This is a genomic window from Flavobacterium aestuarii, assembly GCF_040049115.1.
GTDB classification, from domain to species: Bacteria; Bacteroidota; Bacteroidia; order Flavobacteriales; family Flavobacteriaceae; genus Flavobacterium; species Flavobacterium aestuarii.
Map to the genome: position 1 here is coordinate 190,439 of NZ_JBDLZZ010000002.1, position 14,396 is coordinate 204,834.

The following is a 14,396-nucleotide window of genomic DNA, read 5'->3' on the forward strand; positions in this document are numbered from 1 at the left end:
AAGGATTTTCACTGCGATCGGGGCTAAAAGACAACTTTTGTTTTTCATAGGAAGTCAGGAAATGCGTATAATTTTTTATGGAATTTGCAGTTATTTTAAATTCATTTTTCTTTTTCAAAATAAGATTGAAACCATTTTTTTTCTACTTTGCAGTTGTTAATTTGAATTGCATAAAAAATGACCGAAAAGGAAAAAATGCTCTTGGGCGAAATCTATTTTGCCAATGACAAACAACTAACCGAAGAACGCGCAAGAGCCAAAAAACTTTTGCACAAATTGAACGTCACTGAGTATTTGATGAACGGAAAGTCAAGGGCAATTCTTAGGGAATTAATGCCCAATTCGCATAAACGATTGTATATAGAACCGCCATTTCATTGTGATTATGGATACAATATTTATTCGGGGGAGAATGTATATTTTAATGTAAATTGTGTGGTTTTGGATACGATGAAAGTGACTATTGGAAACAATGTTTTTTTCGCACCAGGAGTGCATATTTACACGGCAACCCATCCGCTGAATGCGATTGAAAGAAGAACAGTCGAAAGTTCAAAACCTGTTTCTATTGGTGATGACTGCTGGATAGGAGGGAATTCGGTGATTTGTCCGGGAGTGACTATCGGTAATGGTTGTGTGATTGGTGCGGGATCTGTTGTGACAAAGGATATTCCCGAGAATTCTTTGGCAGTTGGAAATCCCGCCAAAGTGATTCGGAAATTGAATGAGGGAGATTAAGGGTTTTTATCGTTTAAATTTGTTTGTTTAAATTGTTTAATTGTCAAAAACTCTTCTTCGCTAAGGACTAGGAACTAATTACTAAGAACTAATCTTTTTGTTCATATAAAAACTCAACGCTCCCGATGGGCATTTATTGATAGTTTCAATGATTTTTTCAGTAGTTGAGTTATCGGGTAAAATCCACGGTTTCTCTTTTGGATGAAAAACATCTGGATTGTTTTTAACGCACATGGCAGAATGGATGCATTTTCCAGATTGCCATACAATGGTCACTTCGCCATTGGTGTATTCTTTTTTGATGTCTTTTGGATCCATGATTAAAGAGTTGTGTTTATGATTGTTTTTCCCTTAAGTAATTTTGAAATTGGACATTTGTCTGCAATGATTAGCAAGCGGTCTTTCTGTTCGGTGCTAATTTCTTCTGTAAAAGTAATGTTTCTTCGAATGGTGGTTGTCAATTCACCATCAATTGTTTCCTGATATAAATTTAGGGAAATATTTATTTCTGGGATTATCCATTCTTTTCGATCGATGTACATTCGTAAGGTAGATAAAGTACAGCCCGCAAGTGAAGCCAATAAAGTTGAAAATGGATCCATTCCTAAATCCTTGCCTCCAACGCTTTCTGGTTCATCCATTAGGAATTGCCCATTTCTCCAAGTAATGTTGCACAAGTATTTCTGACTGCCTATACGGCCAAGTATGTCATTCTCAAAAAAATCTTCCATTATAGTACGTCTCTAAATTCGGGAGTTTTGTCAAACACTTTTTTTGCAAAAGGACAAAGCGGAATAATTTTGATGTTTTTTTCTCTTGCAAATTCTACTGCTTTGGCTACCATTTTTTTACCATAGCCTTTTCCGTTATTGCCTTCGTTTACTTCGGTATGGTCAATGATGATTTTATCTGGACCCGCAAAAACAAAAGTCATTTTGGCTTCTGTCTTGCCATTAATATCGATGTGGAAAAAACCGTTTTTGTCGGTTATCTCTAATTGTACTTCTTCGTTCATTTTTTCTTTAAGTTTCTAAGTTACAAAGTTGCCGAGTTTCTAAGTTTTTTTCTAAAGTTACTAAGATTCTAAGTCTTTTCTTAGTGACTTAGAATCTTAGCGGCTTAATTAATATCTCATTGGGATTTCCATTAACAGAAATTTTGCATCAGTGCTGGCTTTAATATCCAAAGTTTTGAAATCGCTTATGCCAAGACCATCGCGGGTTTCCAATTCCTGACCGTCAATAGTTATGTTTCCCGAGATTACAAAAGCATAAAGGCCATTTCCTTCTTTTTTCAATTCATATTGTTTTTCAAATCCAGCTTCAAAATCAGCCAAATAAAACCAAGCGTCTTGGTGAATCCAGACTCCGGCATCATCAGGATTTGGGGATAATATCTGGGCAAAATTATTTTTCTGTTCGGCAGTATCCAAAGTGATCTGCTGATAACGTGGTTCCACGTTTCTCACTTTTGGGAATAACCAGATTTGAAAAAGTTTTGTTTGTTTATCAGCATTTGGATTGAATTCACTATGCTGAATTCCAGTTCCGGCACTCATTACCTGTACATCGCCGGTTTTGATGGTTTCAGCATTTCCCATACTGTCTTTGTGAGCCAAATCTCCTTCAAGCGGAATAGTAATAATTTCCATATTGTCGTGAGGATGTGTTCCAAAACCCATTCCCGCTGCTACTGTGTCGTCGTTCAAAACGCGAAGTGCTCCAAACTGTACTCTATCCGGATTGTACCAGCTTGCAAAGCTAAAGCTATGGTAAGCGTTTAACCATCCGTGATCTGCGTGTCCTCTTGTATCTGCTTTGTGTAAAACTGTAGTTGCCATGATATAAATGTTTAGTGATTTTTGTTATACAAATTTACATCAGATGTAAGCAAAAGGCACTTAATGTAGATTAAGAAGTTCTTGAAATATTATTTGTCCTTTCGGCAGGTATAATAAAAATAGTATTTTTGATTTATAATGTAAAATTATTTTTATGAACATAAGGGCTGATGCAACGATGTTCCTTAAACTAAAAGTTTAAAAAAGATGAATGATTTAGACAAAAATATTCCGCAGCTATATGGTGATGTCTGTCAAATTATTGAAGATACTCGTACTCGCATTGCTACTACTGTTAATACCGAGGTATGTTGGATGAATTGGCATATTGGCAAGCGTATCAAAGAAGATGTATTGTACAATCAACGGGCTGAATATGGCAAAGAAGTTGTTAAAAATTTGTCTGTATTGCTTACCGAAAAATATGGCAAGGGCTGGAGTTATTATAAACTTCAACATTGTGTACGCAGTGCGTACACTTTTACGGAAGATCAAATTGTATACGCAATGCGTACATAATTGACTTGGACGCATTTGCGTTCTCTAATGAGTATAGATGATGACTTGAAACGTTCGTTTTATTTAGAAATGATACGCCTTGAACATTGGGATACCAGAACCCTTGACCAAAAAATAGACGGTATGTTTTATGAGCGGACTGCCTTGAGCCGTAAGCCTGAAGAGCTTATAAAACAAGAACTCAAACAAATAAAATCTACAAATACATTAACTCCGGATGCTGTCTTTCGAAGTAGTTATTTTCTTGATGTGCTTGGTTTAACCGATACCTATTCTGAAAAAGATTTGGAAGATGCTATTTTATTGAATTTACAATCATTTATTAAAGAGATGGGAAGTGATTTTGCGTTTTTGGACCGTCAAAAACGCATCACGGTTGATGCTGTTGATTATCGTATTGATTTGTTGTTTTTTCATCGAGGTTTAAGAAGATTAGTAGCAATAGACCTGAAATTAGGTAAATTTAAACCCGAACATGAAGGACAAATGCTGCTCTATCTTCGCTATCTAAATAAAAATGAAAGAAAGGCAGGAGAAGAATCACCTATAGGCTTAATTCTTTGCAGTGAAGGCAATACCGAGCACATTGAATATTTAATGCTGGAAGAAAGTGATATAAAAGTAGCCCAGTATTTTACACAGCTTCCAGATAAAAAGCTGTTAAGCGAAAAGTTACACAAAGCAATTGCTGTCGCCAGAGAAAATTATACTAAGGAATTATAATTAATTAGGATATCTTTAATTTAAAACAAATATTTACCTCCGCAGCATTTTACTTTTCATCTTGCTAAAAAACTCTGGAGTTACCCCCAAATAGGAAGCAATTTGTTTTTGAGGGACGCTATAAATTAAATTCGTATGTTTTTTGCAGAATTTTTCAAAACGTTCTTCGGCGGTTAAACTTAAATTATCCATTAACCGCTGCTGATTTGCTACCAATGAATTCTCGGTTAAAATCCTGAAAAAACGCTCAAGCTGCGGTATTTCCTTATACAGGATTTCCTGGTTTTCTTTGGATAATATTACCACTTCGGCATCTTCTATAACCTGAATAAAAAGGTTGCCGGGCTTTTGCGAAAGCAGACTGTACATATCGCTTATCCACCAGCCGCTGGTTGCAAAACTCAAAACGTGTTCTACAATATTGTCATTGATATTGAAACTTCGGATTACACCCGAATTAACATAATAGGATTGTCTGCAGATTTCGCCCGCATTGAGCAGAATAGTTTTGGCCTTGTATTGCTGCGTTTCAGTTTTGGACAGAAAAAGTTCCTGCTCTTCAAGAGTTAAAGTAACGTGCTTGCTGATGTTTTCTAGGATAGCGTTCATTCTCTCAAAAGTACAATTATTTCTGTAAAATAGTAAACAAAAAAACGCTAGGGAAGCATTGCTCTTGTGGTTCTTGGACTATGTATTAAGTTATAAAACTGTCTCGCAGAGACGCAAAGCCACAAAGTTTAGAACTTATTTCTTTGCGTCTTTGCGTCTCTGCGAGATATTTTAATTCTAAAAGCAATATAGAATGATAAATTTGCGGGTTTGTCTGGTTTTTAAAAAAACGTATTGGTAGAGTTATACAAAAAAAACCTGCAGGAAACTTTGTTCTTACAGGTTTTGGGCGAAGACACAATTATTTAACCTATAAAATATAATAGTCTTCTTTGCTTTTTTTTGTTTGTATGCGATGTGTATTCGACTCGAAATGCTCTGATGTATTAGAAAATTCATCATTGTATTCATTGACCATCTGCATTAAATTTTTCTCAATATTCTTGGCAATTGCAGAAACAGGAGTATCAGTCGGTTTGTTTTCGAATGGATCCTGCAGATTGATTGCCATTTTTTCGACTAAGAAAAATGCTGCCGCTATGATAGTTACCAGTGGTATTTCCAGCCATCGCAGCATGGTAGGTAAACTAAACGGCAGCAGTATGATGAATAAATAAATAGTCATGTGAATGTACAATCCGTATGTTGTTGGGAATATAGTAGTTTTTATACGTTCGCATTTTCCCATGTGGTCGCAGAAATTAGTCAGTGTTCTGTCTAACTCGATCTGCTGAAAAGCATTTATTTTTTCCTCACGCAGGGCATCTTTCAGATCTTTTCCGTGGAGTATCAACAATGCATTGGGTACGTGCTTGTGTTTTTGGACATAGTCAAATTCTTCAGGAGTCAGTAATCCCTTGATAGGTTTGTATACATTTTCTCCTCTGAGGGTATTTCCTAAGGCATAACACCAGGCAGCCTGTCTTTTTGCCATTTTTTCTATAAAATTACTGGCTTCAATCGAAAAAATGGGATCTTTATAATAGGTGATAAGCTGTCTTATAAATGATCTGGAATCGTTGGTTACTGCTCCCCATATTATTCGTGCTTCCCACCAGCGGTCATAGGCCTGATTGGATTTGAAGGCGAGCAGCAATGAAATTACCGTTCCAATTACTGATGGTATTGCTATTGGAATTTCGGTGTTCAGCTCTGGATTTAACCGGTGAAAAAGATCAAAAAGGCAGGTGTATACCAATACTATTGCAAGTTCAAATTTAATTTTTCCTAATATATAGCTTAGCGGTATTTTCTTTTTTAGCAGCATAATGTAGTTGTATTAAACGGTTTCTTCATGCAGTGATAAAACGGGTATGTCAAAATGATGATTGAGTTCATTTTGTTTTTTCTGCTTAATTCTTGATCGTTCGGAGGTGCGGGTTTCAATTACAAAATCAATATCATTTTTTGATAAAACTTCTGTCAATAAAGAGTTGATGTGTTCTGAGGTTTCAAGCTCTTTTTTTAGAACCTGACTGATTTGCTGCAGCGGAAATTGATTCTGCATGTATTGCTGTACATCGTCAATGTTGAGACGGGAAAAAGCATTTTCCAGATAAATTGCTTTGTTCAATTGCGTAATTGTCTCATTGATAAGGCGCAGTATTGGCGTTTTTTGATTTTCAATAATCTGAACCAGATTACTGTGAACCGTTTTTTTGCTGGTAATAATTGATTTTGTCAGCAGTATTAAATCAATAGAATGAAACTGCAGGAAGTTTTTTAAAAGAGGCGCACTGATTCCAGACTGACGCTGAAATTCTAATTTGCAATTCGGAAAGTGTTCAATTAAATCCCGGCAATGGTCTAAAATCGCCAGCTCTTTGTGAGTGATCTGGCTGTCCTGCTCTCTTAAATATTGAGCTGCCGAAAAAGAATTAATTTCATCAGTTACTAAAAAAAGAATGATTTTTGCATTTCTATTTTCAGAATGATTAATGGCTGTTTGAACTGCTGTTACAGTATCTGCAGTTAGTCGGGTAGGGATTAAATAATTTTTCATAAGTACGATTGTTTTTTGTACTTACAAAGTAATTCCAGCTACATTAGAGTCAGTTTAAAAAAAGATTAGAAAATCCTAAGAATTCACATTAGAATTTTTAATGTTGGTTTTTTTGAACAGAATAGTCACAATAGTTCCTTTGTCTTTCTCGGATTGAATCTGGAGTTCGCCGTTGTGCATCCGGATGATTTTCATGGCCAATGGCAATCCCAGACCGTAACCAATATATTTGCTGGCTTCTTTTCCTCTGAAAAAAGGTTCGTATAGATGCGGAATATCTTCGGAAGGAATCCCGATCCCGATATCGCTGATTACAATTTTGATAATATCTTTGGTGGCACTAAGATTAACAAAAACTTCCTTGTTGTCCGAGTATTTTACACCATTGGCAACGATGTTGTTGATAGCGAGTTCCAGTAAGTTTTTATTGCATGGAATTGACAGATAGTTGCTGTCTCGTGAAGAAACATCCAGTTTGATACTGACTTTATTATCTGGGAAAAAATTGTCCAAATCTGTTTTTACTTCAAATAATAAATCGTCCATGCGAACCACATTTTGGACTTGTTTGGTCCCGTCGTAACCGGTTTGGGTGAGCTTCAGAAGACTCTCGGTCAGGCTTCCCAGTTTGGACGACTGTCTGTAAATGTTTTCCAGTGAAGTGATGTATTCCTCTTTTTCTCTTTCCTTCAGAAGCATAATTTCCGCTTCGGCGATAATGGTTGTGATAGGGGTTTTAAGCTCGTGGGAAGCATTGTTGATGAAATTGGTCTGAATTTCAAAAGAGGTTTCCAGCCTATCGAGCATGTCGTTGAAAGTCGAAGTCAGATCGGCTATTTCGCCTGTGTTTCCTTTATTCTGTAGTCTTCGGGATAAATTGGAAGCACTGATTCTTTTTACTTCCTTAGCAATATTCGAAACAGGAATGATTACTTTTTTGGCCAATAATCTTCCCAGAAAAAAAGATATAATGAAGAAAACAGCAATTCCAATAATCATAATTCTTGAAATATAAACCGTAGTAAGATGTCCTTTTCGGTCAACTGCTGCAATGATAACGATGTATTTTTGGCCGTTTTCGGTAAAAATCTGGCCTAAGTAATATTTGTTTCCTATTTCAAAGGATTCTTTTCCGTTTTTCAGGACATTCGTATAAAATTCGTTGGGTAAGTTTAATTTGGTATTGTATTCAAAAGTGTTCTGGCTGTTTACCTTAAGCACAAAATCTTCTTCTTCAATTAATTCTTCCAGCCCATTTTTTTTTAGCTGTTTGTAATACTTGATTTTTTCGGGATCTTTCTGAAAATGAATTGAAGCAACAATTTTTGCACGGTCTTCCAAACGTTTCAAAAAGTAATATTGATTGTTGCTTCTAAACAAGAAAAACACCAGAATACACAACAAAATGGTGCTAATGGTAGAAAGAATAACGTACGAATAAGTAATTTTCTTTTTTATATTATTCATTTTCGGTCTGTAATAAATAACCAAAACCTTTGATGGTCTGGATCATTTTGGTGTTATATGGTTTGTCTATTTTTTTCCTCAGATAATTAATGTACACATCGACCACATTGGTGTTCATGTCAAAACTGATATCCCAGACATTGTCAAGAATCTGGTTTCGGGAAACGATTGTTCCCTTGTTTTTTGCCAGATAATAAAGCAGCCTGAATTCCTTATGCGTCAAAAGTATTGGATTTCCATTTCGGTGTACCGACTTGGTTTTGCCGTTAATTTCCAAATTCTCTATTTTTATGATGTCGGGTTTTTGAGTGTCGAGGCTGGCTCTTCTTGCCAAAGCCATAACCCTTGCATTGAGTTCGGTGAATTTAAACGGTTTTACTAGATAATCATCGGCACCGTTTTCCAATCCGTTCACGATATTTTCCGAAGTTCCCAATGCTGTTAGTAAAAGGATGGGAACATAGTTTTTGATTGCCCGCAGTCTTCGGCAGATTTCGATTCCGTTAACTTTTGGAAGCATGACATCCAGGATCACAACGTCAAAATCGTTGTTCTGGATCATTTCCAAGGCGGTTTCTCCATCAAGACAGACACTTACCTCAAAATTATTTTCGGTAAATCCTTTTCTTAAAACGGATAATAGATTGGGTTCGTCCTCAATAATCAATAGTTTCATTTACAAATATTTGTTTATACAAACATAAAAAAATGTAAATGTAATTTTCAGTAAGTTGGGATTTCTTAAGTTTTTTTTTAGAAAGTTTTTCGAAAAGATGCCTTGTTGCTCAGGAATTTTTTGCCACGACTTGAGGAGGCAGCCTCATTAAGTTAAGTTTTAATATGCTCTCGCAGAAGCGCAAAGTTGCAAAGTTATAACAGCTCTTCTTTGCGTCTTTACACCTCTGCGAGAATTAAATTTTGAAAAGCTCTAGTAAGGAACCCTTAATCTAAAGGCGCTGACAGCTTGGGTAGTGGTTAGCTTTTTTTAAGTCTTCGCTTAAATAGAATAATTCTTAAACATATAAATCCATAACAATCGTGAAAGGCGAATGTTAAACGAAGCCATCACTAAAATCACTGCAGTTATAATACCAATGATTCGTAGATCGAATGTTTCGGCAAAAAACTGATGTGCAATCAAGTAAGTTGCAATTCCCTGTGCCACAGTCAGCCCGTAGTTTACATACATCGCGCCAAAAAAATAGCCAGGTTCTTTCTCGAATTTATAATGACAATGCGGACAATATTGATTCATTTTTGGGAATCCAATATTAAAAAAGATATTTTTTTCGTTAAATACTTTTCCTTTATGGCAATGAGGACAGTCGTTATTCAGGATATGAAGCAGTGCGTGTGACATCTTTTAATTTTTTTTCAAAGGTATTTCATATTCGTGTCACAGCTATTTTCTATATTCGCTAATTATAGCACAAAAAAGACATTGATAATTATGCAAAAGTATCCCGTATATTCTATAGAACGGTTTAATTGGAATGCAGTCAGCAGTGATTTTTACATTAATACCTTCAAAAATCATTTGGCTCATCACAGTTTTGTAGAAGAACCGCATAGACATAATTCGTATGTGCTGGTGCTTTTTACCCATGGATCAGGTACACATGATATCGATTTTGATGCTTTCAGTATCAGGCCTGGGAGTATGTTTTTCCTGCAGCCCGGGCAGATGCACCATTGGAGTTTATCTGATGATATTGATGGTTTTGTGGTTTTTTATTCGCAGGAAATGTACAATCTGTATTTTGGACAAAAAACAATAGAGGCATTCCCATTTTATTCTGCACTGGGAAATTCGCCCGAAATGATTTTCGATTCCAATGAATTGAATGGAATTGTGCCTTATTTTTATGCGATGCTGGAAGAATCTCAGGGAAATAGAATTATGAAACATGACAAAATTCTGAATCTATTGGATAGTATTCACATTGAAATTACAAGAAAATACAATGAGCAGTATGTTTTGGAAACACATTCTTATAATGCGAGAATCAAGGATTTTTATCTGCTTCTGGAAAAATATTTCTGGACCGAAAAAACACCTTCTTTTTATGCTTCCCAGCTTCATATAACCTTGAAGCATTTGAACAGAATCTGCAATGAAATCTTGAAAAAGACAACCACACAGGTTATTACCGATAGAATTATTCTGGAAGCCAAACGAATGCTGATGGATAAAAAAAGAACAGTCAGCGAAATTGCTTCTGAGTTAGGTTTTGATGACTATTCTTATTTTGTCCGATTGTTTAAAAAGCATGCCAGTATGACGCCGACTGCTTTTCGGTTTCTAAATAGTAATTAATGAATATGCTTGGAGTTTTTTTGAACCACATAGAAACATAGAATTGAATAATGTAAATAGATTGTTTTAGAAATATATTTTTACACATAGCGCTATGTGAAAGCTATCTTGAGCAAAGCACCTTTTTTTTTATTTTTAATCTATGTTTCTATGTGGTTAAAAGTTTTTTTGAAATATAAATAGATAAATTAAGAATGTACTGTAATTAATCGAGCGGCTTCTTTTGCTTTTTCTACTACATCCTCAATATTTGTGTCAAGAGTGTCATTGACTAAAGCTACGCCCATTCGGCGGTAGGGTCTCGAGGTTGGTTTTCCAAAAATCCGGAAATCGGTTTTGGGTAAAGCTGCGATTTTTTCTATTCCTGTAAACGTTGGATTTTCCGAATTTTCCAAAGCTAGAATTACTGCACTGGCACCGGCTTTTTCTAAAGTAATTTCAAAAATTGGCAGGCTTAATATAGCACGCAGATGCAATTCGAATTCATTAAAGTTTTGAGTTCCTGCCAAAGTTACCATGCCGGTGTCGTGAGGTCTTGGTGATAATTCAGAGAAATAAACACCGTCATCGGCAAGGAAAAATTCTACGCCAAAAAGTCCTGCACCGCCCAGAGCTTCGGTTACTTTTTCGGCCATGTCTTGTGCTTCGTAAAGGTCTTTGTCGGATACTTTTGCAGGCTGCCAGCTTTCCTGATAATCGCCACGTTCCTGCCTGTGACCGATTGGCGCACAAAATAGGGTAGGGTTGCCATTTTGAACAACGGTTAATAATGTGATCTCCGAATTGAATTTGACAAAAGCTTCGACAATCACTTCTACCACATCACCGCGGGAACCTTCGACAGCATATTGCCAGGCTTTGTCGATATCGGCTGCGGTTTTTATCGTCGATTGTCCTTTTCCAGAGGATGACATTAATGGTTTTACTACGCAGGGCATGCCCACGGCTTCCACACCTTTGTGCAATTCCTCTGCAGTTGTGGCATAGCGGTAATTGGCGGTTCGCAAACCCAGTTCTTTAGCTGCTAAATCACGGATTGCTTTTCGGTTCATTGTAAAGTTGGCCGCTTTCGCAGAAGGAACTACGGTAATTCCCTGTTTTTCGTAGTCGTAGAATCGCTCCGTTCTGATCGCTTCTATTTCGGGAACAACGAAATCAGGCTGGTGCTTGGCAACAATCCGATCCAAAGCTTCTCCGTCAAGCATATTTATGACTTCGTAATCATGCGCAACCTGCATAGCTGGTGCGTTTTCGTAGCTGTCAACAGCAATTACGGTTTGCCCGATGCGCTGTGCTGCGATTGTGAATTCTTTTCCTAATTCGCCTGAGCCGAGGAGGAGTATTTTCATTGAAAGTAGTTTAGTAGGGTTATGAGGATTATTACTTTACCCAGTTGTAAATTATTGTAACAAAAATACGGTTTTGTGTGCAAATCTTTTGGAATATTTTCTGGTATTTGTTCGTTATTCTGAAAAATTTGAGGAGTTATGGTTTGTCAGTTTTCCTGTCTGAGGGATAGAAGCCAATGTCATTAAGTTAAGCTTATTTCACTCTCGCAAAGACGCTGAGACGCAAAGTTAAGATCGGATTCCTTTGCGTCTTAGCGCCTTTGTGAGAGCTGTATTTAAATAAAAACTTAGCAAGAAAACCTTAATTTAGTGGTGTATCTAAATAAAAAAAAGTTCCAGATTTCAAGTGGTAAAACTTGAAATCTGAAACTTTTAAAACTTTAAACTGTTTCTATTTATGCTGTTACTTCAGAGAAAGACAATGCTTCTTTAATTCTGCGTAATGCTTCTTTTAATAATTCGTCGCTTGTTGCGTAAGAGAAACGGATACAGTTTGGATTTCCAAAAGCGTCACCTGTTACAGTTGCAACACAAGCCTCGGCCAAAAGATACATAGAAACATCGTTTGCATCTTTGATCAAAGTTCCTTTTAATGTTTTTCCGAAGAAATAAGAAACGTCTGGGAATACATAGAAAGCTCCTTCGGGAACGTTGATTTTGATTCCTGGGATTTCTTTCAATAATCCAACCACTAAATCTCTGCGGCTGTGAAATGCCTGAACCATGTGGTTCAATACGCTTGGATCAGCATCTACAGCAGTAATTGTAGCACGCTGTGCCACAGAATTTGCTCCTGAAGTTACCTGTCCTTGAATTTTTGTACATGCTTTAGCGATAAATTCTGGTGCTCCGATGTAACCAATTCTGTATCCTGTCATTGCGAAAGCTTTTGCAACTCCGTTTACAGTAATTGTTTTTTCTAGCATTCCTGGAATAGATCCGATACTGCAGAAAGTCCCTGAGAAATTGATGTGTTCGTAGATTTCGTCAGCAACTACATAGATATTTGGGTGTTTCTCTAGAACTTTAGCCAAAGCTGTTAATTCTTCTCTGCTGTATACAGATCCAGATGGATTACAAGGAGAAGAGAACCACATCATTTTTGTTTTTGGCGTGATAGCCGCTTCCAATTGTTCTGGCGTGATTTTAAAATCGGTATCTACAGAAGTTGGAACTTCTACAGGAACGCCGCCTGATAATTTTACGATTTCAAAATAAGAAACCCAGTAAGGTGCTGGCAAGATAACTTCGTCACCGTCATTTAGCATTACCTGAGCAATGTTGTATAGAGATTGTTTAGCTCCTGTCGAAACTACGATTTGTGATGGTGAATACTCTAATCCGTTGTCTCTTTTGAATTTTCTGCAGATAGCTTCTTTTAAATCCTGGTATCCATCAACTGGAGAGTAGGTGCTGTAGTTTTCATCAATTGCTTTTTTTGCAGCTTCTTTGATGAAATCTGGAGTGTTAAAATCAGGTTCTCCTAAGCTTAAACTGATGATGTCTTTTCCTTGTGCTTTTAATTCTCTTGCCAATGCAGCCATCGCTAATGTTTGTGATGTAGCTAAATTGTTAATTCTGTCTGAAAGTGGATTGCTCATTAAAATGTGAATTTTTAGTTTTTTAGTTAATTATTATAGAGCTGGTTCTAGACCCAGCGTTCTTAAATGTTTGAAATGTGCCACAACTGCAGCTCTCATAGTCTTGTATTCGTAATAGGGCAACTGGCATTCTTTTGCTGTTTCTTTTACGATTTTTGCAATTTTCCCATAATGCACATGACTGATGTGTGGAAAAATGTGATGTTCAATCTGGTGGTTTAATCCTCCGGTGTACCAGTTTACGATTTTGTTTTTTGGAGCAAAATTTACTGTAGTGTACAATTGGTGAATGGCCCAGGTGTTTTCCATTTCCCCTTCTTCGTTTGGCTGCGGATTGGCAGCTTCATCTACAACGTGTGCCAATTGAAATACAATGCTCAGGATTAATCCAGCAGTGTAGTGCATTACAAAAAAGCCAACAAGGACTTTCCACCATGTAATACCAATGATCATTGGCAGCACAATCCAGATTCCCATATAAATGATTTTGGTGATAATTAATGTTGTCCAGAGTATTTTAGGGCTTTTTGGTTCACCATATGATAATTTTCTTTTCAAGTAATTTCTCATTTGTTTGAAATCGGTAGTAATTGCCCAGTTAAAGGTCAATAAGCCGTATAGAAATACAGCATAATACTGCTGGAATCTATGAAACGAATGCCATTGGGCTTCTTTGGAAAAACGCATGATTCTCCCTGCTTCCAAGTCTTCGTCGTGACCAATTATATTTGTGTAAGTATGGTGTAATACATTATGCTGCACCTGCCAGTTGTGCACATTTCCTGCCAGAACATAAATGGTTCCTCCCATAAACTTGTTTACCCAGCTTTTTGTAGAATAAGAACCATGGTTGGCATCGTGCATTACGTTCATCCCAATTCCTGCCATCCCGAATCCCATCACGATTGTTAGTAACAGGTGAACCCAAAATGGCATGTCTGAAGTTAGTATCAAAAAATAAGGCACAAGAAAAACAGTAAAAAGAATTACTGTCTTCAAATGTATTTTCCAGTTCCCGGTTTTCTGGATGTTATTCTCTTTGAAATAGTTATTCACACGGGAATTAAGTGTTCTGAAAAATTTTAAACTATCTTGCTTTGCAAATGTTGGAGCGGTGTTATTCATATAATTTTTTCAATGTCTGCAAAGGTAACTATTATAAATTTTCAACATACAATATTGAGTTAAATATTTATAAGCTAAAAGCAGTACTTTTGTTAAAAATTAATAA

At 36.5% G+C, this 14,396-nt stretch carries 16 protein-coding genes and 1 pseudogene; 4 read left to right on the forward strand and 13 right to left on the reverse strand.

The genetic code is table 11. The features are described 5' to 3' along the window. Window positions 1-177: 177 nt before the first annotated feature. Window positions 178-738, forward strand: a complete 561-nt coding sequence (locus ABEG11_RS02765; RefSeq protein ID WP_348822675.1) for a sugar O-acetyltransferase — start codon at window positions 178-180, stop codon at window positions 736-738. 81 nt (window positions 739-819) lie between these two features. Here the strand turns inward: ABEG11_RS02765 and ABEG11_RS02770 are convergent, their stop codons facing one another. From ABEG11_RS02770 to ABEG11_RS02785, 4 genes are all read right to left on the reverse strand, one after another. Beyond that, window positions 820-1,056 (reverse strand): (4Fe-4S)-binding protein, encoded by a 237-nt coding sequence (locus ABEG11_RS02770; RefSeq protein ID WP_348822676.1) that lies wholly within the window; start codon window positions 1,054-1,056, stop codon window positions 820-822. A 2-nt stretch (window positions 1,057-1,058) separates the two neighbouring features. After that, window positions 1,059-1,469, reverse strand: a complete 411-nt coding sequence (locus ABEG11_RS02775; RefSeq protein WP_348822677.1) for an OsmC family protein — start codon at window positions 1,467-1,469, stop codon at window positions 1,059-1,061. After that, window positions 1,469-1,753 (reverse strand): GNAT family N-acetyltransferase, encoded by a 285-nt coding sequence (locus ABEG11_RS02780; protein WP_348822678.1) that lies wholly within the window; start codon window positions 1,751-1,753, stop codon window positions 1,469-1,471. The genes ABEG11_RS02775 and ABEG11_RS02780 overlap by 1 nt, the downstream gene beginning before the upstream one ends. Before the next feature lie 108 nt (window positions 1,754-1,861). After that, entirely contained in the window at window positions 1,862-2,578 is a 717-nt protein-coding gene (locus ABEG11_RS02785) for a pirin family protein (protein ID WP_348822679.1), read from the reverse strand. Window positions 2,579-2,785: 207 nt separating this feature from the next. On the opposite strand from ABEG11_RS02785, the pseudogene ABEG11_RS02790 reads away from it, so the two are divergent. After that, window positions 2,786-3,223 (forward strand): annotated as a pseudogene (locus tag ABEG11_RS02790) (DUF1016 N-terminal domain-containing protein); the annotation flags it as partial. Beyond that, window positions 3,221-3,820, forward strand: coding sequence for a PDDEXK nuclease domain-containing protein (locus ABEG11_RS02795; protein ID WP_348822857.1), 600 nt, complete (start codon window positions 3,221-3,223; stop codon window positions 3,818-3,820). The pseudogene ABEG11_RS02790 and the gene ABEG11_RS02795, both read left to right, overlap by 3 nt. 33 nt (window positions 3,821-3,853) lie before the next feature. On the opposite strand, the gene ABEG11_RS02800 is transcribed toward ABEG11_RS02795, so the two are convergent. The 6 genes from ABEG11_RS02800 to ABEG11_RS02825 form a co-directional block, all read right to left on the reverse strand. After that, window positions 3,854-4,429 (reverse strand): Crp/Fnr family transcriptional regulator, encoded by a 576-nt coding sequence (locus ABEG11_RS02800; protein WP_348822680.1) that lies wholly within the window; start codon window positions 4,427-4,429, stop codon window positions 3,854-3,856. A gap of 310 nt (window positions 4,430-4,739) precedes the next feature. Further along, complete coding sequence (locus tag ABEG11_RS02805) at window positions 4,740-5,696, reverse strand: bestrophin family protein (protein WP_348822681.1); 957 nt, start codon at window positions 5,694-5,696, stop codon at window positions 4,740-4,742. 12 nt (window positions 5,697-5,708) lie between these two features. Beyond that, the gene (locus tag ABEG11_RS02810) at window positions 5,709-6,431 is read right to left on the reverse strand and encodes an adenine nucleotide alpha hydrolase family protein (protein ID WP_348822682.1); all 723 of its coding nucleotides are present in this window, start codon (window positions 6,429-6,431) and stop codon (window positions 5,709-5,711) included. Between the two features lie 75 nt (window positions 6,432-6,506). Continuing rightward, window positions 6,507-7,898, reverse strand: a complete 1,392-nt coding sequence (locus ABEG11_RS02815; protein WP_348822683.1) for a sensor histidine kinase — start codon at window positions 7,896-7,898, stop codon at window positions 6,507-6,509. Next, the gene (locus ABEG11_RS02820; protein ID WP_348822684.1) at window positions 7,891-8,574 is read right to left on the reverse strand and encodes a response regulator transcription factor; all 684 of its coding nucleotides are present in this window, start codon (window positions 8,572-8,574) and stop codon (window positions 7,891-7,893) included. The genes ABEG11_RS02815 and ABEG11_RS02820 overlap by 8 nt, the downstream gene beginning before the upstream one ends. Window positions 8,575-8,895: 321 nt before the next feature. Further along, entirely contained in the window at window positions 8,896-9,258 is a 363-nt protein-coding gene (locus ABEG11_RS02825) for a DUF983 domain-containing protein (RefSeq protein ID WP_348822685.1), read from the reverse strand. A gap of 90 nt (window positions 9,259-9,348) precedes the next feature. On the opposite strand from ABEG11_RS02825, the gene ABEG11_RS02830 reads away from it, so the two are divergent. Next, the gene (locus ABEG11_RS02830; RefSeq protein ID WP_348822686.1) at window positions 9,349-10,215 is read left to right on the forward strand and encodes a helix-turn-helix domain-containing protein; all 867 of its coding nucleotides are present in this window, start codon (window positions 9,349-9,351) and stop codon (window positions 10,213-10,215) included. Between the two features lie 188 nt (window positions 10,216-10,403). On the opposite strand, the gene purT is transcribed toward ABEG11_RS02830, so the two are convergent. The 3 genes from purT to ABEG11_RS02845 form a co-directional block, all read right to left on the reverse strand. Further along, window positions 10,404-11,564, reverse strand: a complete 1,161-nt coding sequence (gene purT, locus ABEG11_RS02835) for a formate-dependent phosphoribosylglycinamide formyltransferase (protein ID WP_435302823.1) — start codon at window positions 11,562-11,564, stop codon at window positions 10,404-10,406. Between the two features lie 395 nt (window positions 11,565-11,959). Next, window positions 11,960-13,165, reverse strand: coding sequence for a pyridoxal phosphate-dependent aminotransferase (locus ABEG11_RS02840; protein ID WP_348822687.1), 1,206 nt, complete (start codon window positions 13,163-13,165; stop codon window positions 11,960-11,962). Window positions 13,166-13,198: 33 nt separating this feature from the next. Beyond that, the gene (locus ABEG11_RS02845) at window positions 13,199-14,290 is read right to left on the reverse strand and encodes a fatty acid desaturase family protein (protein WP_348822688.1); all 1,092 of its coding nucleotides are present in this window, start codon (window positions 14,288-14,290) and stop codon (window positions 13,199-13,201) included. Window positions 14,291-14,396: the final 106 nt, after the last annotated feature.

Bases quoted from the DNA above. Each gene is read 5' to 3' on its own strand.
- ABEG11_RS02765 (WP_348822675.1), top strand. From the start codon at position 178: ATGACCGAAAAGGAAAAAATGCTCTTGGGCGAAATCTATTTTGCCAAT.
- ABEG11_RS02770 (WP_348822676.1), bottom strand. From the start codon at position 1,056: ATGGATCCAAAAGACATCAAAAAAGAATACACCAATGGCGAAGTGACC.
- ABEG11_RS02775 (WP_348822677.1), bottom strand. From the start codon at position 1,469: ATGGAAGATTTTTTTGAGAATGACATACTTGGCCGTATAGGCAGTCAG.
- ABEG11_RS02780 (WP_348822678.1), bottom strand. From the start codon at position 1,753: ATGAACGAAGAAGTACAATTAGAGATAACCGACAAAAACGGTTTTTTC.
- ABEG11_RS02785 (WP_348822679.1), bottom strand. From the start codon at position 2,578: ATGGCAACTACAGTTTTACACAAAGCAGATACAAGAGGACACGCAGAT.
- ABEG11_RS02795 (WP_348822857.1), top strand. From the start codon at position 3,221: ATGTTTTATGAGCGGACTGCCTTGAGCCGTAAGCCTGAAGAGCTTATA.
- ABEG11_RS02800 (WP_348822680.1), bottom strand. From the start codon at position 4,429: ATGAACGCTATCCTAGAAAACATCAGCAAGCACGTTACTTTAACTCTT.
- ABEG11_RS02805 (WP_348822681.1), bottom strand. From the start codon at position 5,696: ATGCTGCTAAAAAAGAAAATACCGCTAAGCTATATATTAGGAAAAATT.
- ABEG11_RS02810 (WP_348822682.1), bottom strand. From the start codon at position 6,431: ATGAAAAATTATTTAATCCCTACCCGACTAACTGCAGATACTGTAACA.
- ABEG11_RS02815 (WP_348822683.1), bottom strand. From the start codon at position 7,898: ATGAATAATATAAAAAAGAAAATTACTTATTCGTACGTTATTCTTTCT.
- ABEG11_RS02820 (WP_348822684.1), bottom strand. From the start codon at position 8,574: ATGAAACTATTGATTATTGAGGACGAACCCAATCTATTATCCGTTTTA.
- ABEG11_RS02825 (WP_348822685.1), bottom strand. From the start codon at position 9,258: ATGTCACACGCACTGCTTCATATCCTGAATAACGACTGTCCTCATTGC.
- ABEG11_RS02830 (WP_348822686.1), top strand. From the start codon at position 9,349: ATGCAAAAGTATCCCGTATATTCTATAGAACGGTTTAATTGGAATGCA.
- purT (WP_435302823.1), bottom strand. From the start codon at position 11,564: ATGAAAATACTCCTCCTCGGCTCAGGCGAATTAGGAAAAGAATTCACA.
- ABEG11_RS02840 (WP_348822687.1), bottom strand. From the start codon at position 13,165: ATGAGCAATCCACTTTCAGACAGAATTAACAATTTAGCTACATCACAA.
- ABEG11_RS02845 (WP_348822688.1), bottom strand. From the start codon at position 14,290: ATGAATAACACCGCTCCAACATTTGCAAAGCAAGATAGTTTAAAATTT.